Source organism: Micromonospora sp. WMMD730, from assembly GCF_049178955.1.
GTDB classification, from domain to species: Bacteria; Actinomycetota; Actinomycetes; order Mycobacteriales; family Micromonosporaceae; genus Micromonospora; species Micromonospora wenchangensis.
Genome location: NZ_JBMHML010000002.1, coordinates 2929138 through 2955578, shown reverse-complemented (window position 1 = coordinate 2955578; position 26441 = coordinate 2929138). Strand labels below are relative to the sequence as shown.

20 protein-coding genes are annotated in these 26441 nt (G+C 74.2%); 6 read left to right on the top strand and 14 right to left on the bottom strand.

The window, feature by feature from the left end:
• Window positions 1-101 precede the first annotated feature (101 nt).
• Both ACN265_RS12900 and ACN265_RS12895 read right to left on the bottom strand, forming a co-directional pair.
• Window positions 102-860 carry a hypothetical protein gene (locus tag ACN265_RS12900; RefSeq protein WP_377685316.1) on the bottom strand — a complete coding sequence of 253 codons (759 nt, stop codon included), beginning with the start codon at window positions 858-860 and terminating at the stop codon, window positions 102-104.
• 16 nt (window positions 861-876) lie between these two features.
• Window positions 877-1500: an RNA polymerase sigma factor gene (locus ACN265_RS12895; RefSeq protein WP_421407665.1), complete on the bottom strand. Its 624-nt coding sequence runs from the start codon at window positions 1498-1500 to the stop codon at window positions 877-879.
• A 506-nt stretch (window positions 1501-2006) separates the two neighbouring features.
• Between ACN265_RS12895 and ACN265_RS12890 the strand changes: the two genes are divergently transcribed.
• On the top strand, window positions 2007-3398 hold the full coding sequence (locus tag ACN265_RS12890) for a serine/threonine-protein kinase (protein WP_204922871.1): 1392 nt from the start codon (window positions 2007-2009) through the stop codon (window positions 3396-3398).
• 113 nt (window positions 3399-3511) lie between these two features.
• Window positions 3512-4774, top strand: a complete 1263-nt coding sequence (locus ACN265_RS12885) for a nucleotide sugar dehydrogenase (protein ID WP_204922872.1) — start codon at window positions 3512-3514, stop codon at window positions 4772-4774.
• Window positions 4775-4810: 36 nt separating this feature from the next.
• On the opposite strand, the gene ACN265_RS12880 is transcribed toward ACN265_RS12885, so the two are convergent.
• The 4 genes from ACN265_RS12880 to ACN265_RS12865 all read right to left on the bottom strand — a co-directional run bounded on the left by ACN265_RS12880 (window position 4811) and on the right by ACN265_RS12865 (window position 10155).
• The gene (locus ACN265_RS12880) at window positions 4811-7288 is read right to left on the bottom strand and encodes an FtsX-like permease family protein (RefSeq protein ID WP_421411478.1); all 2478 of its coding nucleotides are present in this window, start codon (window positions 7286-7288) and stop codon (window positions 4811-4813) included.
• Window positions 7289-7524: 236 nt separating this feature from the next.
• Entirely contained in the window at window positions 7525-8190 is a 666-nt protein-coding gene (locus ACN265_RS12875; protein ID WP_204922873.1) for a response regulator, read from the bottom strand.
• Complete coding sequence (locus ACN265_RS12870; RefSeq protein WP_420116016.1) at window positions 8187-9416, bottom strand: sensor histidine kinase; 1230 nt, start codon at window positions 9414-9416, stop codon at window positions 8187-8189. Before ACN265_RS12870 ends, ACN265_RS12875 begins: the two co-directional genes overlap by 4 nt.
• Window positions 9417-9474: 58 nt before the next feature.
• Window positions 9475-10155: a DUF305 domain-containing protein gene (locus ACN265_RS12865; protein ID WP_421407664.1), complete on the bottom strand. Its 681-nt coding sequence runs from the start codon at window positions 10153-10155 to the stop codon at window positions 9475-9477.
• Window positions 10156-10295: 140 nt separating this feature from the next.
• On the opposite strand from ACN265_RS12865, the gene ACN265_RS12860 reads away from it, so the two are divergent.
• Window positions 10296-11750: an LVIVD repeat-containing protein gene (locus tag ACN265_RS12860; RefSeq protein WP_421407662.1), complete on the top strand. Its 1455-nt coding sequence runs from the start codon at window positions 10296-10298 to the stop codon at window positions 11748-11750.
• Between the two features lie 63 nt (window positions 11751-11813).
• On the opposite strand, the gene ACN265_RS12855 is transcribed toward ACN265_RS12860, so the two are convergent.
• Window positions 11814-12848, bottom strand: a complete 1035-nt coding sequence (locus tag ACN265_RS12855) for a linear amide C-N hydrolase (protein ID WP_421407660.1) — start codon at window positions 12846-12848, stop codon at window positions 11814-11816.
• A gap of 151 nt (window positions 12849-12999) precedes the next feature.
• Here ACN265_RS12855 and ACN265_RS12850 point away from each other — a divergent pair, with 151 nt between their 5' ends.
• Window positions 13000-14226, top strand: coding sequence for an SLC13 family permease (locus ACN265_RS12850; RefSeq protein ID WP_363658616.1), 1227 nt, complete (start codon window positions 13000-13002; stop codon window positions 14224-14226).
• 31 nt (window positions 14227-14257) lie between these two features.
• Here ACN265_RS12850 and ACN265_RS12845 read toward each other — a convergent pair whose 3' ends face one another.
• The 3 genes from ACN265_RS12845 to ACN265_RS12835 all read right to left on the bottom strand — a co-directional run bounded on the left by ACN265_RS12845 (window position 14258) and on the right by ACN265_RS12835 (window position 18325).
• On the bottom strand, window positions 14258-15214 hold the full coding sequence (locus ACN265_RS12845) for a hypothetical protein (RefSeq protein ID WP_420116012.1): 957 nt from the start codon (window positions 15212-15214) through the stop codon (window positions 14258-14260).
• A gap of 209 nt (window positions 15215-15423) precedes the next feature.
• On the bottom strand, window positions 15424-17682 hold the full coding sequence (locus ACN265_RS12840) for a glycoside hydrolase family 9 protein (RefSeq protein ID WP_421407657.1): 2259 nt from the start codon (window positions 17680-17682) through the stop codon (window positions 15424-15426).
• 115 nt (window positions 17683-17797) lie between these two features.
• Entirely contained in the window at window positions 17798-18325 is a 528-nt protein-coding gene (locus ACN265_RS12835) for a 2'-5' RNA ligase family protein (protein WP_421407655.1), read from the bottom strand.
• Between the two features lie 99 nt (window positions 18326-18424).
• Here ACN265_RS12835 and ACN265_RS12830 point away from each other — a divergent pair, with 99 nt between their 5' ends.
• Window positions 18425-20143: a DEAD/DEAH box helicase gene (locus ACN265_RS12830; protein WP_204922882.1), complete on the top strand. Its 1719-nt coding sequence runs from the start codon at window positions 18425-18427 to the stop codon at window positions 20141-20143.
• Window positions 20144-20199: 56 nt separating this feature from the next.
• Here ACN265_RS12830 and ACN265_RS12825 read toward each other — a convergent pair whose 3' ends face one another.
• Both ACN265_RS12825 and lon read right to left on the bottom strand, forming a co-directional pair.
• Window positions 20200-20565 (bottom strand): DoxX family protein, encoded by a 366-nt coding sequence (locus ACN265_RS12825; RefSeq protein ID WP_421411476.1) that lies wholly within the window; start codon window positions 20563-20565, stop codon window positions 20200-20202.
• 131 nt (window positions 20566-20696) lie between these two features.
• Window positions 20697-23033, bottom strand: coding sequence for an endopeptidase La (lon, locus tag ACN265_RS12820; protein WP_421407654.1), 2337 nt, complete (start codon window positions 23031-23033; stop codon window positions 20697-20699).
• A 243-nt stretch (window positions 23034-23276) separates the two neighbouring features.
• Here lon and ACN265_RS12815 point away from each other — a divergent pair, with 243 nt between their 5' ends.
• Complete coding sequence (locus tag ACN265_RS12815; RefSeq protein ID WP_145922814.1) at window positions 23277-23624, top strand: histone-like nucleoid-structuring protein Lsr2; 348 nt, start codon at window positions 23277-23279, stop codon at window positions 23622-23624.
• Between the two features lie 217 nt (window positions 23625-23841).
• Here ACN265_RS12815 and ACN265_RS12810 read toward each other — a convergent pair whose 3' ends face one another.
• Entirely contained in the window at window positions 23842-25128 is a 1287-nt protein-coding gene (locus tag ACN265_RS12810) for a hypothetical protein (protein WP_421407651.1), read from the bottom strand.
• 321 nt (window positions 25129-25449) lie between these two features.
• Window positions 25450-26322 (bottom strand): hypothetical protein, encoded by an 873-nt coding sequence (locus ACN265_RS12805; protein ID WP_421407650.1) that lies wholly within the window; start codon window positions 26320-26322, stop codon window positions 25450-25452.
• Window positions 26323-26441 lie beyond the last annotated feature (119 nt).

Sequence of the window (26441 nt, the reverse complement as noted above, 5' to 3'; positions counted from 1 at the left end):
CGGCGGGCACGGCCGACCGGGGCCGTCCCGTCCTCCATCTTCTGTCCCGGGGACCGATCCCGCAGACCCGACGGGAAGAAATAATTGTGAAGCCTTTTCGACTAGTTCCTGGGGCCGGGCCCCCCGCCGGGGCTGGCCGGACCACCTGTGGCATCGGACGGCTTGGCCGGCGGGCGCTGCGGAACCAGGGTGCGGCAGTACGCCTCCACCCGGTCGGCTCCGCCCGCGGCGGCCACCAGGTCGGCGTACCCGGGTCTGGTCAACGCCTTCGCCCGCTGCGGGGGCGGCATGGCCAGGTAGGCCCGGCACTGCCCGACCAGTTTGCCGGTGTTCGCCGGCCCGCTGTGGCCGGGCGGCGCGGGCGGTGCCGAGGGGCCACCACCGGGCACGGTGCCGCCGGGCCGCCGCGACGGGCTCTGCCGCTGCGGTTCGGACCGGTACGGCGACGGCCGGTCGGTGTCGGCACCGGTGGCCGTGGCGGTGGCGGTGGCGGACGGGACAGGTCCGGGTGTCCGCTCGGCGGGACGGTCGAGGGCCGCCGCGGCGAAGGCGACCCCGGCGGTGGCGGTGGCGGCCAGCGCGGCGATCCAGGCCACCACACCGGTGGACAGCCGGGGACGCCGCCGGACGGCCGGGGCGGGCCCGGGTGCCGCCGCGCCCCGGGCGGCCCGGAACGCCGCCAGTGCCGCCTGCTCACCGGCGAGCTCGTCGACCCGGGCCGGTGCGGCGGCCGCGGCCAGCAACCGGGTGAGCGGATCGTCGGTGGACGGCACGGTCCCTGGCCCGGTCGAATCGAGCAGCCGCTCGGCCTCGGCCCGGCTCACCGGCCGACCGGAGCGGGCCGACCGGCGGAGGTTCATCCAGTCTCCCCTCATGTCAGCCGTCCGCCGCCTCGGCCCGCGACGCGTGCGGCGTCGGCCGGGGGCGGGGCGGGGCGACCCGCTCGTCGTCGGACGACCGGGGGGCGTCCCCGCGTTCCAGCATCGCCGCCAGCCGGCGCAGCCCCCGGTGTGCGGCCGTGCGGACCGCACCCGGCCGCCGGCCGAGCACCCGACCGGCGGTCTCCGCGTCCAGTCCCATCACCGCCCGCAGCAGCACCGCCTCGGCCTCCCGGGGCGGCAGGGTGGAGATCAACGCCAGCGCGGACTCGGTGGTGATCGTCTCGCCGGCCCGTTCGGCGGTGTCGGCGTCGCCGGCGAGGTCGCTGAGGTCCTGGACGGGAACCGGCAGGGACGGACGGCGACGCTGGCGACGCAGGTGGTCCATGGCCCGGTTCCGGGCGATCGTCACCGCCCAGGCGCGGAACTCGCCGCCGGTGAAGCGGGACAGGTCCCGGGCGATCTGCAACCAGGTCTCGGAGGCCACGTCCTCGGCGTCCGGACCGACGAGCGCGGTGAGATAGCGCAGCAGGCCCGGCTGGAGGCTGCGGTACAGGACGCGGAACGACTCCTCGTCGCCGGCCTGCGCCGCCGCGACCGCCCCGGTCAGGTCATCGGTCACCGCCGGGCCGCCCCGTCGACCGACCCGGGCCGGCAGCCGGCGGACACACCGCCGCCCCGGCCCGACCAGCGGACCCCTTCGCGCACCTTCAGCCCCCCGCTGCCCCGCTCGCACCCGACGCCGGAGGTCGGGTGACCCGTCTGGTACGCCGCCGGGAGAGTACGGCGTCGGGTCTGGGCGCGGTACCGGCACCGGGACGGGCCAGAGGGGGCAACACTAGGAGCCGGAGCAGGGCGCAGGCAAGCGGTCAACGGGGCGGAAAAGGTGAGATAGATCAATCTCGCTGGCGGCGCGTCGGAGTAACACCGATCACCCTCCGGACGCTTAGCCGCGACGCCCTCCGTCCCGACCACGAGGCCACGGCGCACCGTCGGTGACCCCGCGACAGCCACCGGTCACCGACCGTCAGGCCGACCCCCCGCCGGGACCTGGACAGGTGGTCCCACGAAAACTCCGAAGGGATATCGGCGTCTGCCGGACGGGAGGACCCTGGGTACGGTATGGGGGTGTTGTCATCCGAGGTCGTGCTCAGCGGTCGCTACCGCCTGGACGAACGTGTCGCCACCGGCGGCATGGGCGATGTGTGGCGGGCCACCGACCTGGTTCTCGGTCGCCAGGTCGCGGTGAAGGTGCTGCTGCCGGCGCTCGTCTCGGATCCCGACTTCATCGCCCGGTTCCGCGCCGAAGCGCGGATCATGGCGGCGCTGCGCCACCCCGGCATCGTGCAGGTCTTCGACTGCGGTGAGGACCGGCTCGACGACGGCGGCCGTGCCGACTACCTGGTCATGGAGTTCGTCGAGGGCGAACCGCTGTCGCGGCGGATCGAGTCCGCCGGCCACCTGGACGTGGACGAGACGATGTCGGTCGTGGCGCAGGCCGCCCAGGCCCTGCACGCCGCGCATGCCGGCGGCATCGTGCACCGCGACGTCAAGCCGAGCAACCTGCTGGTGCAGGAGGACGGCACGGTGGTGCTGGTCGACTTCGGCGTCGCCCGCTCCACCAATGTGACGAGCATCACCAGTGCGAACGCGGTGCCGGGCACCGCCCTCTACATGGCGCCCGAGCAGGCGTCCGGCCGGCCGGTGTCGGCCGCCACCGACATCTACGCCCTCGGCGCGGTCGCGTACTGCTGCCTGACCGGGCAGCCGCCGTTCACCGGGGACAACCCGCTCCAGGTGGCCGTGCGGCATCTGGACGACGAGCCGCCGGAGCTGCCCGCCGACATTCCGGTGGCGGTCCGGGCCCTGGTGGCGCGGGCGCTGGAGAAGGACCCGGCGGACCGCTTCGCCACCGGCGCCGAGATGGCCACCGCCGCCCGCGCCGCCGCCGGCGACGACACCGCCGCCACCGCCCTGGTGACGCCGCCGCTGCGCCACCCGTCCCGGGCCGACGGCGTGCGGGTCGACCCGGCGGGGACGTCGACGACGGTGGTCGGCTCGGGGTCGCGGCGGGGCCGCCGGGGTTCCCTGGTCGGCGCGCTGGCCGCGGTGCTGGTGGCCCTGACCGCGCTCGGTGCCGCGTTGGGCGCCTCGAAGTCGCTCGACAGCGGCGTGCCCAACATCCGCAGCACGGGCCCGGCGGTGGCCCCCACCGACCGCTCCGAGATCCCGGCGGTGGTCGAGGAGACCGGCTCCGACGAGTCGTCGCGTCCGCCCCGGCCGACCAACCAGTACGAGAAGCCGTCGCCGTCGGTGTCGGTCAGTCCGACGCCGCTGCCGAACGGCTCACCCTCGACGCCGCCGACGAACTCCGCGCCGCCCACCCCGACGGCGCCGGCCACCAGCGAGCCCGCCCCGACGGGCACGCCCACCACCGGGCCGACCCAGGGCGAGCCGACGGCGACCACGACCGAGGCGGGTGGCGGGGGCGGCAACAACCCGCCACCGGCCGGCACCTGACCGGTCGTCGCCCGGCACCGGGAACACCACCGACCCCAGGAATACCAAAACGGACGTAGATCGCTATATCGCCATCTAGGCTCCCTGCAAGGACACGCTTGCAGGGAGCCCGGATGAACGCACAGAAGCTGGTCGTCATCGGTCAGGGATACGTCGGACTGCCGCTGGCCATGCGCGCCGTCGAGGCCGGGCTGGACGTGGTCGGGTTGGACGTCGACGCCGACCGGGTCAAGCGGCTGGCCTGCGGCGAGTCCTTCGTCGAGGACATCCCGGCCGACCGGCTGGGCCGGGCCCTGGCCAGCGGACGGTACCGGCCGAGCACCGAGTACCCGGACGCCGAGGGCTTCGACATCTGCGTGATCACCGTGCCCACCCCGCTGCGCGACGGCGTCCCCGACCTGAGTTTCGTCGAGCAGGCCGGTACCGCCGTCGGCCCGTACGTGCGGCGCGGCTGCACGGTGGTGCTGGAGTCGACCACCTACCCGGGGACCACCGAGGACCTGCTCCGGCCGCTGCTGGAGGCGGCGAGCGGGCTGCGCAGCCCGGGTGACTTCCACCTCGGTTACAGCCCGGAGCGGATCGACCCGGGCAACCCGACGTGGCGGCTGGAGAACACCCCGAAGGTGGTGTCCGGGGTGGACGCGGCGTCGCTGGAGCGGGTGGACGGCTTCTACCGGCGGCTGGTCGAGCGGACCGTGCCGGTGGACTCCACCCGGGTCGCCGAGCTGACCAAGCTGATCGAGAACACCTTCCGTCAGGTCAACATCGCGCTGATCAACGAGCTGGCGATGGCCTCCCACCAGCTCGGCATCGACGCCTGGCAGGCCATCGAGGCCGCCTCGTCCAAGCCGTTCGGGTTCATGCCGTTCCGGCCCGGCCCGGGGGTCGGCGGGCACTGCCTGCCGATCGACCCGTGTTACCTGTCGTGGCAGGTCAAGCGCACCCTGGGCCGGCCGTTCCGGTTCATCGAGCTGGCCGACGACATCAACCACCAGATGCCCGAGCACGTGGCCCAGCGGGTGATGGCCGGGTTGAACCGGATCGGCCGGCCGGTCAACGGGGCGCGGCTGCTGCTGCTCGGGTTGGCGTACAAGAAGAACACCGGTGACATGCGCGACTCGCCGGCGGTCGACGTGGCCCGCCGGTTGCAGGCGCTCGGCGCGGACGTGCACGCGGTGGAGCCGTACGCCGAGCCGCAGCACATCCCCGGCGGGGTGGTGGTGGTCGACCTGACCGCGCGGGAGGTCGCGGCGGCCGACGCGGTGGTCCTGGTCACCGACCACGACAGCTTCGACTACGACCTGGTCACCCGGCACGCCCGGTACGTCTTCGACACCCGGGACCGGTGCCGGGGCGCGATGGTGGAGCGGCTCTGACCGTCGCCCCGCCGGACGGCGGGGCGACGGCCGGGGTCACTGCTCGCCGAGCGCCTCGACCACCGGGCGGGCCAGGGCACGCCGGGCCGGCAGCACCGAGGCGGCCAGCGCGGCCAGCACCGCCACGGCGAGGGTCAGTCCGAGCCGTCCCCAGGGCAGCACCAGCGTGAAACCGCCACCCAGCCGGGCGACGAAGGCCACCGTGCCGGCGCTGACCGCCACCCCCAGCGCGGTGCCCAGCAGCGCGCCGACCAGGGCGGTCAGCACCGCCTCGATGGCCAGCAGCAGGTGCATCCGCACCCGGGACAACCCCACGGCACGCAGCACGGCGTTCTCCCGGGTCCGTTCCACCACCGCGAGGCTGAGCGTGTTCGCGACGCCGACCAGGGCGATCACCACGGCCAGACCGAGCAGCGCGGTGACGAAGGCGAGCAGCATGTCCACCGTGCCGGTGAGCATCTTCTTGTAGGCCGCCTGGTCCAGCAGGTTCACCGTCGGGTACCGGGCGAGCACCGTCTCGACGGCGGCGCGGGCCTGCGCGGCGGACACCCCGTCGGCCGGCTCGACCTCGGCCAGCTGGCCGCGTTCGTCGGGGTAGAGCGCGGTGAAGTCGCTGTCGGCCAGGTCGACCACGTGCCCGGCGGGCACCCCCTGCGACGTCGGGCCGTCGGCGGTGACCACGGCGGCCACCCGGAACGGACGCCCGGCGACGGTGACCGTCGACCCCACCCGCCAGCCCCGCGCGGCGGCCAGTTCGCGGTGCACCAGCACCGATCCGGGCCCCAGGCCCGCGACGTCCCCGGCGTCGACCGCGTCGAGGGTACGCCGGGCCAGCGCCGGGTGCGCCGACCGCAGCTCGACGCCGTCGACGACCCGGCTGCGGTGCTCGTGCACCACCCCCACCTCGGGTCGGGCGGCCAGTTCCCCGGCGAGCGGGGCGGGCAGCTCGACACCGACGCCGGTGACCACGAAGTCGACGCCGATGCGGGCGTCGACCGCACGCTCGATGCCCACCTTGACGCTGCCGGCGCCGACCACGAACGCCGAGACCAACCCGATGCCGATCACCAGGGCGGTGGCGGTCGCCGACACCCGGCGCGGGTTGCGGGCCGCGTTGGCCACGGCGAGCGCGGCGGTGGCCCCGAACACCGGCCGCAGCGGCCGGCCGAGCAACCGGACCAGCACCGGCACCAGCAGCGGACCGAACATGACCATCCCGAAGAAGGACAGCACCCCACCCACGGCGACCAGGACGATCTGCCCGACGGCGGCGGCCCCGGCCAGCGCGGCGATGCCGGCGACGCCGACCAGCGCGCCGAGGGTCAGCCGGACCCGCCCGGCGCCCCGGGCCGGGTGCCCGGCGGCGTCGGCGAGGGCGGCCACCGGCGGCACCCGGGTGCCCTGCCAGGCGGGCAGCAGCGCGGACCCGACGGTGACCAGGATGCCGAGCAGCAGGCTGATCCCGACGGTCCGGGCGGTCACCGTCAGGCCGGCGGCGGGAAGCGGCAGGTCGAGCCGGGGGACCAGGGCCGCCGCCCCGGCGGCCAGCCCGACCCCGAGCGCGACCCCGAGGGCCGAGCCGGCCAGCCCGAGCGCCGCCGCCTCCAGCGCGGCGGCCCGGAAGACCTGGCCCCGACGGGCCCCCACCAGCCGCAGCAGCGCGGTCCGCCGGGTCCGCTGGGCGAGCACGATGGCGAAGGTGTTGGCGATGACGAACCCCGCCACCACCACCGCCACCCCGGCGAAGACGAGCAGCACCAGGCGGAACTGGTCGAGGTCGCGCACGCCGTCCTCGACGGCCTCGTCGAGGATGCGCTGCCGGGACTTCACCGTGGCGTCCCCGCCGACCACGGCGGCCACCCGGTCGGCCAGGGCCGGCCCGGCCGTCCCCGCAGCGGCGGCCACCATGATCCGGTCGTAGCCGGGTTTCCCGCTGACGGTCAGCGCGTCCGCGCCGACCAGCCCGACGAACGGTCCGCCGACGTCGCGCGTGGTTGCGGCCACGTCGACGGTGCCCACCAGGGTGTACGGGCGGGCCGCGCCGGTCGCGCCGCCGACGCCGACCGGGCCGCCGAGCGTGAACCCCTGCGCGGCGACCGTGGGCGCGTCGAGGACCACCTCGCCGGGACGGTCGGGCAGCCGGCCGGCGACCACGTCGTAGGAGCGCAACGCGGGTCCGGTGGGGATCGCGGCGAGCAACCCGACGCCGAGCACCGGCCGGCCGTCGACGCCGACCACCCCGACGAGGGCGGTCAGCTCCCCGGCGGCCTCGGCCACCCCGTCGACCGTGCGCACCCGGTCGACCAGGGACGGTGGCAGGGTGGTCCGGTCGGCGTAGACGCCCAGGTCGGTGTGCCTGTCGAAGGCGCCGGCCCGCTCGTACGCCCCGGCCTGCATGCCGTCGGTGAGCATCAGCGTGCCGGCGACGAAGGCGACACCGAGCACGATCGCCACCGAGGAGAGCAGCAGGCGCAGCGCGTCGGCGCGCAGCGTGCGCAGGGTCAACCGCCACATCCCGGTCACCGCCCCCACCGGCGACGCCCGGCCCGGGGACCTGCGGGTTTGCCGCCTTCGGCGGGTGGGCGGGGCGCGGTACGGACGGACATGGGGACTCCCGGTCGGCGTGGCACTGGTCCCCTCCGACGCTAGGCAGCGCCCCGGCGGTCCGCGTCCACCCGCACGCGCGACCCGGCTGCGCCGCAGGTCGACCCCGACCGGGGTGACCCGTACGACCCAGGTCGTACCCGGGTTCAGCCGCCCGGGGTGACCAGGCCGCTCTCGTACGCCAGGACCACCACCTGGACCCGGTCGCGGAGCTGGAGCTTGGCCAGGATCCGCCCGACGTGGGTCTTCACGGTCGCCTCGGCGACGTGCACCCGGGCGGCGATCTCGGCGTTGGCCAGCCCCTGCGCCACGAGCAGCAGGATCTCCCGTTCCCGGTCGGTGAGCTGCGCCAGTCGCGGGTCCTGCGCGGGTGCCGGGCCGAGCCGGTCGGCGAACCGGTCGAGCAGCCGGCGGGTGATCGACGGGGCGACCACCGAGTCCCCCTCGGCGACCACCCGGATCGCGGCCAGCAGTTCCTCCGGCGGCACGTTCTTGAGCAGGAACCCGCTGGCCCCGGCGCGCAGCGCGGCGAACGCGTCCGCCTCGGTGTCGAACGTGGTGAGCACCAGCACCCGGGGCCGGCCGTCGGTGGAGGCGGCGCAGATCCGGCGGGTCGCCTCCACCCCGTCCATGGTCGGCATCCGCAGGTCCATGACCACCACGTCGGCCTCGACCCCGGCCAGCACCCGCAGCGCGTCCGCCCCGTCGATCGCCTCGCCGACGACGGCCAGGTCGGGTTGGGAGTCCAGCACCATCCGGAAGCCGGCCCGGACCAGCGCCTGGTCGTCCACGATCACCACTCGTACGGTCATGCCGCGATCACCTCCGCCTCCGGGGTCGACGGTAGCGGCAGCCGTACCTCGACCTGCCACCCGCCACCGGTTCGGGGGCCGGCGGTGAGTCGGCCGTCGTACACGCCGACCCGCTCGCGCATGCCGACCAGGCCGTGCCCGCCGGAGGGGGCCGGCCGGGCCGGCGGGCGGCCGCGCCCGTCGTCGGTCACCCGGACCACCAGCCCGTCGTCGACGCCGAGCACGACCGTGGCGTGCGCGCCGACCCCGGCGTGTTTGAGGGTGTTGGTCAGGGCCTCCTGCACCACCCGGTAGACGGTCAGGTCGAGCCCGGGGGGCAGGGTGGCCGGCACCTCCCCGGCCCGGTAGCCGACCAGCAGGCCGGCGTCGCGGAACCGACCCACCAGGGCGGGCAGTTCGGCGACGGTGGCGCGGCGGCGTTCGGGTTCGGTGCCGGCGGTGTCCGCGCCGGGGCCGGTCGTCGTCTCCGGCGGGTCGGGCTCCCGCAGCACGTCGACGAGCCGGCGCATCTCCTCCAGGGCCTGCCGGCCGGTGTCGGCCACCACCTTGACCGCGTGCCGGGCGGTATCCGGGTCCCGGTCGAACATCAGGCGGGCCCCGTCGGCCTGCACGATCATCACCGCCATGCTGTGCGCCACCACGTCGTGCAGCTCGCGGGCGATCCGGGCGCGTTCGCCGACCACCGCGGCGCGGGCCTCGGCCTCCCGTTCCCGTTCCAGGGTGGCGGCCCGCTCCTCCAGGCTGAGCACGTAGAGGCGACGGGTGCGGACGTTCAGCGCGGCCAGCCACACCCCGCCGGTGATCAGGCCGAAGTAGAGCGCGGTGGCCCACCAGGCGGCCTGGGAGACGGTCTGCGAGGCGGCCAGCAGCACCCCGACGGCGGCGACGACGCCGGCCACCATGCCGTCGCGGAGCCGGTCGGCGTACTTGACCACGCTGTAGAGGGCGACGAGCACGGCGACGTCGTAGGCCAGCGGCCCCCAGCCGGCGACCACCTGGACCAGTGCCAGTGCGGCGACGACCGTCGCGACCAGTGAGGGGTGGCCGCGCCGGAACAGCAGGGCCACCGCCATGCCCAGGCCGACCAGTGCGGACGGCCAGCCGCCGGGCTGGGTCCACGCCCCGGGCTGGGCCGCCGTGACCAGGGTGAAGAGCACCACCAGCACGCTGACGCCGACGTCGAAGGCGACGCCGCGCAGCGGGCGACCGAACAGGGTACGGCTCACGGTGACCGAGCGTAGTGCCCCGCGCGGGGTGGCTGCGGGTCCGTCGGCCGACCGGGGTTCAGAGCAGCGCGCGGAGTCGGGCGATCTCCACGGTCTGTTCGGTCGCCACCGCGTTGGCGAACTCGTTGAGCTGCTGGTCGGCGCCGGCGGAGAGGAGCTCGGTGGCCATGGTCACCGCGCCGGTGTGGTGGGCGGTCATCAGCTGGACGAAGAGCCGGTCGAAGGCGGCGCCCCGGGCGGCATCGAGCTGCCGGAGCGCCTCGGGGGACTGCATGCCGGGCATCCGGCCGTGGTCGTGGCCGGGCTCCCCGACGGCCAGGCTCCGGGCGTCGAGCCAGCCGCGCAGCAGGCCGAGCTCCGGCCCCTGGGTGCCCCTGATCCGGGCGGCGATCGCCTTGACCTGGGCGCTGGCGGCCCGGTCGGGGGCCAGCTCGGCCATCTGGAGGGCCTGTTGGTGGTGCGGGATCATCATCCGCACGAACCAGACGTCGGGGGTGTTGTACCGGGGTGTGCCGGGGGCGCGGACCTCCTGCGCGGGCCGGGTCACGGCGGGCTCCCCCGGCCGGCCGGGCACGATCACCCCGGGGGTGTCGGGCGACCCGGTCGTGGTCGGCGTCGCCGTGGGGGCGGACGCCGTCGGGGTCGGCGGTCCGTCGGGGCGCAGGGCCAGCCCGACCGGCACCGCGACGGCGGCGGCGACTGTGACGGCGAGCAGGATGCGCCCACGTCGGCCGGTCATGCGACTCCCCCCTCCGGTCGAGGTCGCCGCGATCGTATCCATTCACTGCCACCGATAGATGTGATGCGGCTCACATCAACTCTCATCACTGCCCGGTAAGGTGCCTGACACGCATCGTCCCCTTTTGAAGGGTTCCGCCGATGATCAGGTTTACCCTGCCCCGAGCACGGCAGTTGAAGATCGTCAGCGTGGTCGCCGCCGGCCTGCTGGTGGCGAGCGTCGCCACCAGCCCGGCGGGCAACGCCGCACCGGCCACCGCGACCCGGGGCGGGACGCCGGCGGCCCCCGGCCTCGCCGTCGACGAGATCTCCAGCAGCCCCAACCTGCGTCAGGTCGCCAACCTGCCCAAACAGGCGCCGTTCGACACCACCAGCGCGCTCGGCACCGACATGGCCTTCCAGGGCCGGTACGCCTTCGTCGGCAACTACAACGGCTTCGTCATCTACGACATCGCCCGACCCAGCGCCCCGACGATCGTGTCGCAGGTGCTCTGCCCCGGCTCGCAGAACGACATCTCGGTCTACGGCGACCTGCTCTTCCTCTCCACCGACTCGTCCCGCACCGACGACTCGTGCGCCAGCGCGAGCCAACCGGCGACGGTGAAGGAGTCCTGGGAGGGCATCAAGGTCTTCGACATCAGCGACAAGGCCAACCCGCGCTACATCAAGTCGGTGGAGACCGCCTGCGGCTCGCACACCCACACCCTCGTCCCCGGCAAGGACCGCAGGACGGTCTACCTGTACGTGTCGTCGTACAGCCCACGGGCCGACTTCCCCGACTGCCAACCCCCGCACGACTCGATCTCCATCGTGAAGGTCCCGGTGCACAGGCCCACCGAGGCGGCCGTGGTGGCCACCCCGAACCTCTTCCCCGACGGCGGCTACGAGGGCATCCCCGGGCAGACCTCGGCCACCACCGGCTGCCACGACATCACCGCCTACCCGGCCAAGGACCTGGCCGCCGGCGCGTGCATGGGTGACGGCGTCCTGCTGGACATCCGCAACCGGGAGGCACCCCGGGTGATCAACCGGGTGCGGGACACGGTCAACTTCGCGTTCTGGCACTCGGCGACGTTCAACAACGCCGGAACCAAGGTGGTCTTCACCGACGAACTCGGCGGCGGCGGCGCGGCCACCTGCAACGAGGTCGTCGGCCCGAACCGGGGCGCGGACGCCGTCTACGACGTCACCGGCCGGGGCGACGCCCGCACGATGGTCTTCCGCAGCTACTACAAGATCCCCCGGACCAACGCCGACACCGAGAACTGCGTGGCCCACAACGGTTCGCTGATCCCCGTCCTCGGCAAGGACATCATGGTGCAGGCCTGGTACCAGGGCGGGGTCTCGGTCTGGGACTTCACCGACTCGACCCGCCCGAAGGAGATCGGCTTCTGGGAGCGCGGGCCGCTGTCGGACACCCAACTGACCACCGGCGGCGCCTGGTCGACGTACTACTACAACGGGCACATCTACTCCAGCGACATCCAGAAGGGCCTGGACGTGCTGAAGCTCAACGACTGGCGGACCTGGACGGCCGACCTGGTCCGGATGCCCGAGCTGAACGCGCAGACCCAGGCCGGCTACCTGAGCTGGTAGTCCCGACCGGCGACGGCCCGGCCCCCGCGTGTCGGGGGGCCGGGCCGTCCGTCGTACGAGGGGTCAGCGGATCGGCAACCGGTAGCGGCGCTCCTGCCCACCACCGGCCACGGTGACCAGCCGGACCTCGCCGTCGCGCAGCCCGTACGTCACCGACCAGCGGGTGTGCCCCTGCCGGACCTGGCCCAGCAGCCGCAGCGCCGCCGCCGGGTCCACCCGGCCGTCGGCCGCGTCCAGCGCCTTCGCCAGGACGTCGTAGCGGTGGTCGCGGCGACGCTGCTGCTCGGGTACGTCGACCACCGGCACGTTGGTCAGCGCCTGCCACCGCCCCTGCCCCCGCTGCACCCGCATCGTCCCGTCGACGAACTCGACGACCGCCGACCGGCCGCCCGCGTCGGCGAGCAGGTAGTGCAGCGGCGGCCCGCCGTCGAAGTCGAGGTTGTGCCGGCCGAACATCGCCACCGCCTCGTCCACCGTGGCCGCCCGGTCCAGCACCAGCCGCAGGATGCGCACCGACCCGACGGTGGGCCGGCCCGGCACCGGCTTCGCCGTCGCGGTGTCGTCGGCGGCCAGCCCGACGGCCAGCCCCCGCTCGTTCATCCCGTCGAAGGGCAGCAGCGGCGCGTCGAGCAGCCGGCGGTCGCCGGTCGGGTCCGGGCCCACCCCCAGGTAGGACAGGTCGACCAGGGAGACCGAGGCGTACCCCTCGGGGGGGTCGGTGCGCAGCACCATCGCCGGGTTGGCGTCCCAGTCGAAGTTGCGGGCGAACAGCGGCCGGGCCGGGTCGCCGGAGGCGGCGAAGAGGGAACAGCCGAACGGGCCGGTGTCCGGCCGGGCGTCGGTGCCCACCGTCGGGTCGTAGCCGCCGACGTAGGTCATCTCGTAGAGCGGCAGGTCGTCGACCTTGCGCAGGCTGTCCAGCGTCCGCCGGGCCTGCTCCGGGTCCTGCCGGGAGGCGCGCGGCGGGCTCGCGGACGCCGACGCCGGACCGGTCCGGGCCGACTCCGTCGGGGTGGCCCGATCCGTCGGGGTGGCCTGGGCACAGCCGGTGGCGACGAGCGACAGGGCCAGTCCGGCCCCCAGCAGCATCCTGCGCATATCTCCTGAACGCTAGGGCAGCCGTGCCGGGATGTCCACCGTGGCCGTAACCGCGCACGTCGATGTCGGGCCGGTCGGTACGGGGCCGCCGGGCGGGCGGTTGCGGCCAACCGGCGTCGGAGCAGGGCCGGCTGTGCGAGGATCATCCGCCGTGACACCTGCCGGCGGGACCCCGCCCGTACCGACCGAGCGGCCCCGCCGGCCGCGGCTGCACCCGCTGGACCGGGTGGCGATCGGGCTGGCCCTGCTGGGCCTCGGCGCGGTGGTCACCGGCCTGCTCCCCCGGGCCGACGCCGGGGCGACCCTGCACCGCATCCTGCCGCTGCTGCTCTTTCTCGGCGCGGTGGTGGTGCTCGCCGAACTGACCGCCGTCGCCGGGGTGTTCGACGTGCTGGCCACCCGGCTGGCGATCACCGCCCGGGGCAGCTTCGCCGGCCTGTTCCTGCTCTGCGTCGGGTTCGCCTCGCTCACCACCATCGCCCTCAACCTGGACACCACCGCGGTCCTGCTCACCCCGGTGATGATCGCGCTGGCCCGCAAGCTGGACGTCGCACCGGGACCGCTGGCGATGACCACCGTCTGGCTGGCCAACACCGCAAGCCTGCTGCTGCCCGTGTCGAACCTGACCAACCTGCTCGCCGCCGACCGGATCACGCTGGCCCCGGCGGCGTACGCGGCCCGGATGGCGTTGCCGCAGCTCGCGGCGATCGGGGTGACCATGGCGGGGTTGTGGCTGTGGTACTGGCGGCGGGGCCGGCGCGACGTCGACCGGTTCACCCCTCCCCCGCCGCACCGGCCGGCCGACCGGCTGCTGTTCGGCACGGCGGTCGCCGGCTGCCTGCTGTTCGTCGCCGGCATCCTGGTCGGGGTGGAGATCGGGGTGGCCGCCGCCGTCGCCGCCGGGCTGGTGGTGGCCGGCTTCGCGGTCCGGTCCCGGCGGACCCTGCGCCCGGCGCTGCTGCCCTGGCGGCTGCTGGTCTTCGTGACCGGCCTGTTCCTGGTGGTGCAGACCCTCGGCCGGCACGGGCTGGACGACCTGGTGTCCGTGCTGCTCGGGGACGCCGGTGGCACGGCGGGGGCGCTGCGCGCCGGGGGCACCGGGGCGCTGCTGGCCAACCTGGTCAACAACCTGCCCGCCTACCTGGCCGGCGAGGCGGTGCTCCCGCCCGGTGACGGGACCCGGCTGCTGGCGCTGCTGATCGGCACCAACGTGGGGCCGCTGGCGGTGCCGTGGGCGTCCCTGGCGACCCTGCTGTGGTTCGAGCGGTGCCGGGCCGCCGGGGTGACCGTGCCGCTACGCCGGTTCGTGGCGACCAGCGCCGTGGTCGCGGTGCTCGGCACCCTCGCCGCGGTGCTCGCCCTGCTGGTCACCGGCTGACCCGGCGGCGGCCCGTCGCCCGGCCGGCCGTTCAGATCCCCATCTCGGCCTCGTACGCCGAGCGCAGCCGGGTGCGGGCGGTCGGGGCCAGGCAGACGTGCCAGTCGGGCCCCTCGTCGATGACGTTCAGTTCACCGGCGGACTGCCGGGCCAGCAGGATCTCGGCCAGCACGTCCCGCGCGCCGAACCGGGCGTACCAGGCCAGTTCCACGTCCACCGCCCAGCCGAGGCAGTGGCCGCTGGGCAGCATGGCCGGCTGGCCGAGCCGGCGCAGCCGGTACCGGTGTTCGGCGCTGTGGGCCAGGTTGGTCACCCACAGCGGCGGGGTGCCGGGCGGGGCGGACCTGGCGAACTCCCGGGCCAGGTCGTTGAGGAGCGCGACGATCTCGCGGCGGGTCCGGCGCAACGGCACACCGGCGGTGGGCGGGGCGGTCTCCGGCAGCAGCCGGCCCCGGACGGCGCGCACCCCCCGGCCCAGGACGCTTCCCGGTTGTTCCCGGTAGCGGAAGCCGAGCAGACCACGACGGCGCAGCCATTCCAGGTCGATCAGGTCGGGGTGCGTGTCGACCTGCTCGTCGGTCGCCAGGGCCGTCGTGTCCCGCCACCACATCAGGTCGATGCGGGACAGCAGGTAGATCCGGACCAGGGCGGTCAGGTCGGGGCCCGGGGCGGGCCGGTCGGGCTGGTGGCGGGCCAGTTCCAGCAGCAGGGTCTCCCGGGCGCCCAGCACCCCCTGCCCGGTGGCGTCGAGCACGTCGGCGATCGCCGGCTCGCGCAGCCGCTGGTCGAGCAGCACCTGACGGGCGGCGGTGCCGGCGGTCCCGGCGAGCGCGCCGACCTCGACCAGCAGCTCGGCGACCGCCTGCCGGTAGGCGTCGAGGTCGGGGGCGGCCGGCCGCACGGGACGGGTCGGGGCCGGCGTCCGCCGGGCCGGGGCGGGCGGGGTGACGCCGGGTTGGGGGCCGGGGCTTCGGCTGGGCACGCGCATGGTCGGTCCTCTCCCGGTGCGACACGGTGCGGATGAACCTGAGGGCACCGTAACCGTGGTGAACCGGTGGAGACCGAGCATTCCTCCCACAGCCCCCGAAGGGCGACGCACTGCCGGTGGCGTCGCCCGGTCCCGCGCCGGCCGGGGCCGGCGCGGGACCGCGACCGGGCCGCCCGTCGACGCGCGACGGGCGGCCCGGTGCGGGTGGGTCAGCGCAGGGTGCAGGCCGTCCCGTTCACCGCGAACCCGGTCGGGGTCGCGTTGGTGCCGCTGTAGGTGGCGTTGAAGCCGAGGTTGACCGAGCCGTTCGGCGCGACCGCGCCGTTGTAGCTCTCGTTGGTCACCGTGACCTCGCTGCCGCTCTGGCTGAACCGGCCCGACCAGCCCTGGCTGATCTGCTGGTTACCGGTGAACCGGAAGGTCAACCGCCACGACGACCAGGCCGCCGCGCTGGTGTTGGCCAACGTGACGCTGCCGGTGAAGCCGGTGCTCCAGCTGTTCGCCGAGTACGTCACCGCGCACCCGCCGGCCGGCGGCGGCGTGGTGGTCGGCGGCGGGGGCGTGGTGGTCGGCGGGGGCGGCGTGGTGGTCGGCGGCGGCGTGGTGGTCGGCGGCGGCGTCACCGTGGGGGTCGGCGTCGGGTCCGGGCCGCTGCCGGTGCCGGCCTGCTCGGCCGCCCAGTGCACCAGCCAGGCCAGCGCCGCGTTCCAGTTGATCGCCACCTCGTTGACCGAGTACGCCCCGATGTCGTCGATGAAGCACTTCTGCGGCTTGCAGCCACCGAGCTGGGCCTGCACGACCGGGTCCTGCAACTCGCTGTTCGGGCCGCCGGAGAGCGAGCCGGGCGGCGCGGTCGGCAGCGAGCCGTCGTTCTGGTTGGCCCAGAACCGGTGGTGCAGGTTACGCACCGGCTTGTCCCCGTACCCGGCCACGTAGGACTGGTTGAGCGGGTTACGGCCGAGCAGGTAGTCGTAGGCGGCGAAGGCCCCGTTGCGGTACTTCGTGGTGCGGGTCAGGTCGTAGGCCAGGGCGAGCACGTTGGCGTTGTTGGCGACCGCGCCGTTGGAACCCCAGTAGTACGTGCCGTTGCCGCTGCCCGGGGCCGGGTAGCCCTGGTTGGCGATCTGGCTGAGCATCCGGTCGGCGAAACCGACGATCGCCGAGCGGATCGCGCTCACGTCGCCGCTGGGCAGGCCGGTCGGCACCAGCACCAGGGTGGTGTCGCCCAGCCCGGCGGTCCAGCTCCAGTCGTACGCGCCCCGGGTGAAGCCCGCGCCCCGGGCGTGCGGGGAGCTGCTCAGGTCGTTGCGGTAGCCGGTCGCGCCGGTGGTGGCGTACAGCTCCGCGGCCGCCCAGTAGAACTCGTCGGTGACGGTGTTGTCCTCGTACGCGCCGCCGCCGGTGTTGTCGGTGGCGGGGGCGAGCCGGTTCGGGTTGGCCTTCGCCGCGGTGTACGCCTTCTCGGCGGCGGCCAGGGCCCGGGAGGCGAAGGCGGCGTCGAACGGCTTCCACAGCCGGGACGCCTGGGCGGCCACCGCCGCCATGTTGAGGGTGGCGGCGGTGCTCACCGGGGACAGCAGCCGGGGCTCGCTGTCCAGCTCGGGACGGGTGGGCAGGGCGGTCCAGTTCTGGTCGTGGATCTTGTGGTGGACCATGCCGGCGTTGGTCCGGCCGTCCGGCACCTGCATCTTGAGCAGGAACTCCAACTCCCAGCGGGCCTCGTCGAGCACGTCCGGCACCCCGTTGGACCGCTCGGGGATGGCCAGCGTGCCGTCGGCGACGGCGGACCGGTCCGCCCCGCTGACGTACAGCGTGCGCTCGTAGATGTTCTGCAGCTGCCAGGTGGACAGGCCGCCGTTGACCACGTACTTGCCCTGGTCACCGGCGTCGTACCAGCCACCGCGCACGTCCAGGGTGTAACCGCAGGAGGTGCGGCACGGCACGTTGTTGTCCCCCCGGTTGGGGGCGACGTTGACGTGCCCGGCCGGGCGGGCGTAGCGGGAGCCGACGTACTGGGCGTCGATCGGGGTGCCGCTGCGCTGGTGGTAGAAGAACGCCAGCGAGTCGCCGCGCAGCCGGCGGACCGGGTCGGCGGAGATGTCGAACGGGTAGCTGTTGCTCCCGCCGACCGACAGCACGTAGCCGGCGCCCGGGGTGTCGTAGGCCGAGAAGTCCGCGATGTGCACCGGGTCGCCGGAGAGCGCGTCGGTGCCCCGGACCGTGGTCTGCCCGGAGGCGACCGTGGCGCCGCCGGCGTTGCGCAGCGTCCAGCCGAGCGGGGAGTTCGCGGAGTTCACGACGGTGGCCTGCTTGGGCAGCCCTGGCACGTAGGCGACCTGGTTGACCTTGACCGGTGAGCCGGGGTCGGGGGCGGCGGAGGCGAGCTGCGGCACGGCCGCGAGCCCGCCGAGGGCGAGCAGGGCGGCAGCCGCGAGCGCGACCGGACGCCGTCGGGGATGCTGGGGCATGGGGCCTCTTCCGGTGGGGATGGCAGTGACCATCCGACCGGACCGGCGCAGCAGTGATCCGCCGGGCGGTCGGATGGACCGTCGACGGGAGCGCTCCGCCCACCATAGACCACCGTCAGTCCGCCGGGAAGTCACCGCCCAACGGCCGGACGGTCCGGGTGTCGCCGTCGTAGCTGCGCGCCGCCACGAGGGTGCCCGCCGGCCGCTCCCCGCCGACCAGGGCGCGGGCCAGCCGCCGGTCGTGGTCGCGGAAGCGCAGCGCGAGGCTCAGGTGCGGCACCCAGTTCACCGGGGCGTGCCAGGGCCGCTGCCCGTCCGCGCCGTCCAGTGCCGCCCAGACGGCTGCGTGCAGGGCGGTCAGCGCCGGGCCGGGCCGGACCAGCCACACCAGCGGGGCGCTGCCGTCGAGCACCGTCACCCGCTCCAGGGTGACCGGCAGCGGCAACGCGGTGGCGAACAGGGCGGCGAGCCGGTCGGCCGCGCCGGGCGGGAACGCCTCGACGGCGGCCAGCGTCAGGTGCGGCCGGTTCGTCGGGTGGCCGTGCCGGGCCAGGCTCGGCAGCCCCGCCGCGGCCAGCCGGTCCCAGGCGGCCCGCACCGTCCGCTCCAGCGCCGGGCAGCAGAGCAGTTCCACCGTACGCACGCCCGTCAGGCTAACCGGCGGACGGGCCCGGCTGTGCCGGTCGGCACGGTGGGGCCGGTCGGCGGCACGGCCCGACCGGGGTGATGGAAAACTTTGGTCATGAGTTCCGCACCCACACCGACCGACCTCTCCGCGCCCGACGACTCCGACGGCGGGCCCGCCTTCGTGGATCTCGGGCTGCGCGCCGAGCTGCTGGGCGCCCTCGCCGCGCTCGGCTACGAGGAGCCGACCCCGATCCAGCGGGAGGCGATCCCCCTGCTGCTGTCGGGACGGGACCTGCTCGGGCAGGCGGCCACCGGTACGGGCAAGACCGCCGCGTTCGCCCTGCCCCTGTTGCAGCGGATGCCGCAGGACCGTCAGGGCGGTGACCCGGTGTCGCTGGTGCTGGTGCCCACCCGGGAACTGGCCGTGCAGGTCTCCGAGGCGTTCCACCGCTACGGCAAGGACCTGGGCGCCCGGGTGCTGCCGATCTACGGCGGCCAGCCGATCGGCCGCCAGCTACGCGCCCTGGACCTGGGCGTGGACGTGGTGGTGGCGACCCCGGGCCGGGCGCTGGACCACATCGCCCGGGGCACCCTGCGGTTGGGTTCGCTGGCCACGGTGGTGCTGGACGAGGCCGACGAGATGCTCGACATGGGCTTCGCCGAGGACATCGAGGCGATCCTGGAGCACGCGCCCGCGCAGCGGCAGACGGTGCTCTTCTCGGCCACCATGCCGGCCCGGATCGACGGGTTGGCCCGCCAGCACCTGACCGACCCGGAGCGCATCCAGATCGGGCGGGAGCAGCCGGTGGCCGGCGAGGCCCCCCGGGTACGGCAGAGCGCCTACATCGTCAGCCGGGCGCACAAGCCGGCACTGCTGGGCCGGGTGCTGGACGTGGAGTCCCCGACGGCGGCGATCGTCTTCTGCCGCAGCCGGGAGGAGGTCGACCGGCTCACCGAGACGATGAACGGGCGGGGCTACCGGGCCGAGGCGCTGCACGGCGGGATGAGCCAGGAGCAGCGGGACCGGGTGATGGGGCGGCTGCGCGCCGGCACCGCCGACCTGCTGGTGGCCACCGACGTGGCGGCCCGGGGTCTGGACGTCGAGCAGCTCACCCACGTGGTCAACTACGACGTGCCGTCCGCGCCGGAGTCGTACGTGCACCGGATCGGCCGGGTGGGCCGGGCCGGCCGGGAGGGGGTGGCGATCACCCTGGCCGAGCCCCGGGAGCACCGGATGCTCAAGACCATCGAGCGGGTCACCGGCCAGCGGATCACCATCGACAAGATCCCGACGGTGGCCGACCTGCGTACCCGGCGGCTGGCGCTGACCCAGGCAGCGCTGCGGGAGAGCCTGCTGGAGGACGACCTGGACCCGTTCCGGGTGATCGTCGAGTCGCTGTCGGACGAGTTCGACCTGATGGAGGTGGCGCTGGCGGCGGTCAAGCTGGCCCACGAGGCGGCCCTGCCGGGCTCCGACGACGAGGAGGAGATCCCGCAGGTGGCGGTCCGCCCGCCCCGCGAGGCCCGGCCCGGATTCGACAGCCGGGGCGGGGAGCGGCGCGGCGGTGGCCGGCCCCGTACGGGCGGCACCGCGCAGGTCTTCATCGGCCTGGGCCGCCGGGCCGGGGTCCGCCCGCAGGACCTGGTCGGCGCGATCACCGGGGAGACCCGGGTCAGCGGCCGGGACATCGGCTCGATCGAGATCGCCGACCGGTTCTCGCTGGTGGAGGTGCCGCAGGGCGTCGCCGACGAGGTGATCGCCGGGCTGCGCAACAGCACCATCAAGGGCCGCAAGGCGACCGTACGCCGCGACCGCGGCGTCGACGGGCGCTGACCCGGACGCGACACCGGCCCGCACCCCCTCGACGGGGCGCGGGCCGGTCGCGTTCGTCAGAGCGGGTACGGCCCGAACCGGCCCCAGGCGACGATCGCCGCCAGGACCAGCAGCACCACGGTCATCGCGGTACCGGGGTGTTCCTTGGCGCGGGCGTGCACCACGACCGCACCGACCATCACGATGACCAGCCCGACGGCGGCCAGCGGGGTGAGCACCGTGGCGATGCCGGTGAGGCCGGGCAGGACCAGCCCCAGCGCGGCCAGCACCTCGGCCGCGCCGAGCGCCTTGACCTGCAGCGGCGGGGTGTTCCGCACCCAGGCCATCCGGTCGAGCAGCTTCTCCTTGGGCTGGATGAGTTTGGTCAGTCCCGCGCCGGCGAAGAGCGCGGCGAGCAGGATCTGCACGATCCACAGGAACATGTTCACGGGTGGTCGCCTCCGGGGGTGCCACCGGGCGGTGGCGGATGCGGGAAACGGGAGGGGTCCAGATTACGGGGCCGCAGCGGCCCCCGACGCCGGGCGCGACGTCGGGGGCCGTGGGTGGGTTCCGGTCAGGCGGCGCCGACCGGTCGACCGCCGAGCGTGTCCGCGTCGATCTCGGCCGGGCGCAACGCCAGGGCGAGCACGTCGGCCACGTCGGCCAGGGTGTGCACGGTCAGCGCCTCGCGCACCTCGGTGGGCAGGTCGTCGAGGTCGGGCTCGTTACGGGCCGGGATGATCACCTCGGTCAGGCCGGCCCGGTGCGCGGCGAGCAGCTTCTGCTTCACCCCGCCGATGGGCAGTACCCGGCCGGACAGTGTCACCTCACCGGTCATCCCGAACTCGGGCCGGACCGGTCGGCCGGTCACCAGGGACGCCAGCGCGGTGACCATGGTGATGCCGGCGCTCGGGCCGTCCTTGGGCACCGCACCGGCCGGCACGTGCAGGTGGATCCGGCGTCCGGCCAGGACGTTCGGGTCGAGGCCGTAGCGCCGCCCGTTGGCGCGCAGGTAGGACAGCGCGATGTGGGCGGACTCCTTCATCACGTCACCGAGCTGCCCGGTGAGGGTCAGCCCCGGCTCACCGTCCATGCTGGTGGCCTCGATGAAGAGCACGTCGCCGCCGGCGCCGGTGACGGCCAGGCCGGTGGCCACGCCGGGCACCGCCGTCCGCTCGGCCGACTCCGGGGTGAACTTCGGCCGGCCCAGGTAGCGGGCCAGGGTGTCGGTGTCGACCCGGACCGGGGTCGGGTCGGTGGCCAGGGCCACGGCGACCTTGCGCAGGATCTTCGCCAGGGCTCGTTCGAGCTGCCGGACGCCCGCCTCGCGGGTGTACTCACCGGCGATCAGCGCCAGCACCTCGTCGGTGACGGTCACCTCGCCATCGGTCAGGCCGGCCCGCTGGAGCTGCCGGGGCAGCAGGTGGTCGCGGGCGATGGCGACCTTCTCGTCCTCGGTGTACCCGTCCAGGGTGACCAGTTCCATCCGGTCCAGCAACGGGCCAGGGATGGTCTCCACCACGTTGGCGGTGGCCAGGAAGAGCACGTCGGACAGGTCGAGGTCGACTTCGAGGTAGTGGTCGCGGAAGGTGTGGTTCTGGGCCGGGTCGAGCACCTCCAGCAGGGCGGCGGCCGGGTCCCCGGCGTACCCGACGGCGAGCTTGTCGACCTCGTCGAGGAGCACCACCGGGTTCATCGAGCCGGCCTCGCGCAGCGCGCGGACGATCCGGCCGGGCAGCGCGCCGACGTAGGTGCGCCGGTGGCCGCGGATCTCGGCCTCGTCACGGACGCCGCCGAGGGAGACCCGGACGAAGTTGCGGCCCAGCGCCCGGGCGACCGACTCGCCGAGGCTGGTCTTGCCGACTCCGGGCGGGCCGGCGAGGGCGAGCACCGCGCCGGAGCCGCGGCCACCGACCACCCCGAGGTTGCGCTCGGCACGCCGGTTGCGCACCGCCAGGTATTCCAGGATGCGGTCCTTGACGTCGGCCAGGCCGGCGTGGTCGGCGTCGAGCACCGCCCGCGCCGCCGTCAGGTCGGTGTTGTCCTCGGTACGCGTGCTCCACGGCATCTCCAGCACCGTGTCCAGCCAGGTGCGGATCCAGCCCGCCTCGGGTGAGGCGTCGCTGGCCCGCTCCAGCTTGCCGACCTCGCGCAGCGCCGCCTCGCGGACCTTGTCCGGCAGGTCGGCGGACTCCACCCGGGAGCGGTAGTCGGCGGAGCCGTCCGGCTCGTCCTCGCCGAGTTCCTTGCGGATCGCGGCGAGCTGCTGGCGGAGCAGGAACTCCCGTTGGGACTTCTCCAGCCCCTCCCGGACGTCGCTGTTGATCTGCTCGGTGACCTCCTGCTCGGCCAGGTGGTCCTTCACCCAGCCGACGAGCAGTTCCAGCCGGGCGGTGACGTCCTGGGCGGCGAGCAGTTCGGTCTTCTGCGCCAGGCTGAGCCAGGGCGCGTAACCGGCCGCGTCGGCCAGTTCGGACAGGTCGGTCATCCGCTCCATCGCGTCGATGACCTGCCAGGCGCCCCGCTGCTGGAGCACGGAGGTCATCAGGGCGCGGTACTCGCGGGCCAGGTCACGGGCGCGGCCGGCGGGGGCGGGTTCGTCGATCCGGGTGGCCTCCACCCAGAGGGCCGCGCCGGGTCCGGGGACGCCGGAGCCGATCCGGGCGCGGGCGACGCCACGCACCACGGCGGCGGGCTCACCGTCGGGAAGGCGGCCCACCTTCTCGATGGTGGCGATCGTGCCGACGGGGCCGTACTCGCCGTCGATGCGGGGGACGGCGAGCAGGGTCTTGTCGCCGCTGGCCCGGGCGGCGTCGACGGCGGCCTGGGTGGTCGGGTCGAGGGTCACCGGGATGACCATGCCGGGCAGCAGGACGACGTCGGTCAGGGGAAGTACCGGAAGGGTTGCCATCGAGCACCTGCCATCACTTGAGGTTGAGCGTGTCTCACTCAAGTCACAAACCGTGCCCCATGTTCCGACGTGTGACTCAGGACACATCCCAGCCGTACCGCCACCGCCGGCCAGCATTGGCCGCACCCGGATTTCCCAGGATTGGCGCGACCCGCCAAATGAAAGGGAGGCATATTGTTGCGGATTTGCCGTCAGATACGTCAAACTCTTAGCACACCCCGATCACCACAGGGAGTAATGGCGATGGCAAGGAAAGTAATCACCGTTCTGACCGACGACCTCGACGGCGGAAAGGCCGATCGGACCGTCGAGTTCAGCCTGGATGGGGCGGCGTACACCATCGACCTCTCCGACGAGAACGCGGGGGTGCTGCGCAAGGCGCTCGACGCCTACATCACCGCTGGCCGTCGAATGGGCCGAGGCGCCGTCGAGGCCGGTCGCCCCGCCCGGCGCCCCGCCCGGCCCGGCGTCTCGGGAATGGATCGCGAGCAGAACCGCGCCATCCGGGAATGGGCGACCAAGAACGGACACGAAATCTCCGAGCGCGGGCGCATCCCGGTCTCGGTCGTGGAGGCGTGGAAGAACCGCTGACAGCGGGCCGGTTCACGAACGGGCACGCCGGGGTCACGCTGGGATATCAGCGTGACCCCGGCGTTTTTGCCGTGTCCACAATTTCCATCCGACGACCCCGCACCGAAAACATCCGCCGGTACGCTGTCCGCCCGCCGCACGCACCCGGGGCGGGCACGCAACGACTGCGGGCCACCCCGGGAATTCCCGGGGTGGCCCGCAGTCGTTGCCGGTCGGGTCAGTTGACCCGGATGCGCACCACGTCGAAGGCGGGGGTCTGGTTGGCCCGCTCCATCATCGGCACCCGGTGCGAGCCGTCGCCGGCCCAGACCGCGCACTGCGCCGTACCCGACTGCGGCAGGCCCGGGATCTGGATGGTCACGTCGTCGGCCTGGTTGCCGCCCTTGCCGTCCTCGGTGGCGACGAAGAACGCCGGCACGTCCTGCGGGTTCGAGGGCGCCTGGTTGGTGTTCTGGAGCATCCGGCAGGCGGTGTGGAAGTGACCGCGGGTCAGGCCCTGACCGTTGAGCACCGAACTCTCCAGGTAGTAGCCGCCCTGGCCGGCCGCCAGGAACCGGTCACGGACCAGGTTGCGGGTGGAGACCTTCAGGGTGAACGCCTGGTTGCGCTGCACCTGGTTGGGGAACTGGGTGATCAGCAGCGACGGGTTGTTGGCCGCCGCGCCCACCTCGCCGAACGCGGTGCTGACGCACCGGTTGCCGTTCTGGAAGCCGTCGTGCGCCTGCAACCGGCTGTTGGCGCAGTCCTTGGCCAGCACGCCCAGCGCGTTGCCGTTGTTGCCGTTGTTACCGCCGTTGTTGTTCTGGCCGCCGTTGTTGCCGTTGTTGCCGTTCTGGCCGCCGTTGTTCCCGTTGTTGCCGTTCTGGCCGCCGTTGTTGCCGCCGTTGTTGGCCGCCACCTGGCAGCCGGCGAGCTGCTCCAGGCCCTGCGGGCGCTGGGCGAAGCGGCCGATCGCGGTGGCGATCCGGTTCAGCGCCGACCGGCGCTTGTCGGCCAGCGGGCCGAGGATGGCGTTGTCGATGAACGCCTTGCCGTTGCGCCCCTCGGCCGCCAACCGCTTGTTGGCGTCGTCGATCTGGGTCTTGAGCAGGGCGAGTTCCTTGTCCACCTCGGCCTTGGCCTGGGCCGGGATCTGCGGCAGCCGGGGGGTGACCTCCGGGCAGGCCACCGTCGAGGCCAGCGTGGTGACCGGCGCGTTGCCGGCCTTGACGGCCTGGCACTCGGCGACGGACATCTGCCCGTCACCCCAGTGGTTGCGGACCCATCTGCCGTTCTGCCACGTCTGGGTGGTGCTGCCGCGCCCGCTCGGCGAGGTGGCACCGGGGCTCGGTGCGACGCAGGCCGACGAGACGTTGCGGGTCTGCTGCCTCGGCTTGTCCCCGGCCGAGGAGATCTGGGTGACGGCGGCGATACCGCCGAAGACGACGAGCGCACCGACCGCCGCCAGCAGCCGCTTGCTCCGCGCGTTACCGGAAGACCGGCGTGCCCCTGTGGACCTGCGCATCGAATTGCTCTCCTTCTCGATCCGGTACCTGACTCGCGCCCCCGACGAGGAGACCCTTTCCGGGTCGGTCACCCCCGCCGGAGACGCTGCGACGTTCCGGTCGCACGTCGATGGCCGACGATGCCTTTCCGCACCGTCCGCCGCGTCGGGTGGCGCGGCTGGGAAGATCCTGTCCATTCCCGCTTAGGTACGGGCCCGCATCGGCGAAGGTTCAACGCGGATCGAGGAATCCCGGACCGATTTCCGGGCGGGCCGCAATGTCACCAACCGTCGCCGGAAAATGACGGCGGGTCGTTCGGCGGCGGGTCGTTTCGGTGGCGGTCAGTCCACGCAGAGGTGCTCGAACGCGAACGGGGCGCCCAACTCGTCGCGCCGGTCCCGCAGGGCGCGGATCTGCCGGCGCAGCTCGTCCCGGTCGAGCAGGACCGGTTCCGCGTTGTCCGCCCCGGCGAGCCGTTCGCCCACCGCCACCGCCGCGAGATCCTCGGCCAGCCGGCCCGGGTCCACCCCGCAGCGCAGCCGCGCCTCGTGCACCGTGACCCGCTCCACCAGGCACCGGCCGGGACGCACCTCGACCCAGCTCCACCCCTCGGCCGTCCCGTCGCGCCACAACACGTGCAAGCCCCGCACGATCGGATCGCTGAGCCGCCGCGACACGTACGCCTCGACGGCCGCCGCCCGGGACAACGCGCCGAGGTCGTTGACCGGCCCGGTTCGCCCGTCCGGTAGCCGGCCGACGATGTCCCGGAAACCCACCGGGGCGTCGTCCGACCCGTCCGGGGCGGCCCCGGCGGCATAGGCGCGTGCGTCGATGACGTACGTGACGATGCGCCGGCCGTGCCCGGCGGCCCGCAGCGTCGGCGAGCCGATCCGCAGCACCGGCAGGCCCACGGCGGCGCACACCGCGGCGGCCATCCGCCCGGCCCGCTGCCCGGCCGAACCCGGGGGCGCGGTCGGGCCGACGGTCAGGGCGAACAGCGGCACACCGGTGTCGGCCGCGCAGACGACGTGGTCGAACTCCTCGCGCAGGGCGGAACTCCACTGGTGCCCGGTGACCCCGGCCGGCCGCCGTGTCACCAGGTCACCGAGCCGACGGGCGGCGTACACGGCCTGGCCGGCCCGGACGAACAGCGGCGCGGCACCGGACGGGACCGGCCGCAGCCGGGCGTCGTCGTCGGTGGCGGTACGCGTCATCGTCGGGTCGGTCCGTCCGTGGCAGGCGAAAGTGACCGGCCGAGTCTAGGACGTCGAGGGCGATCTCCGCCCCGCCGGTTCGGGCGACGGACGCGGCACCAGGCGGTTGGTGCGCCCCG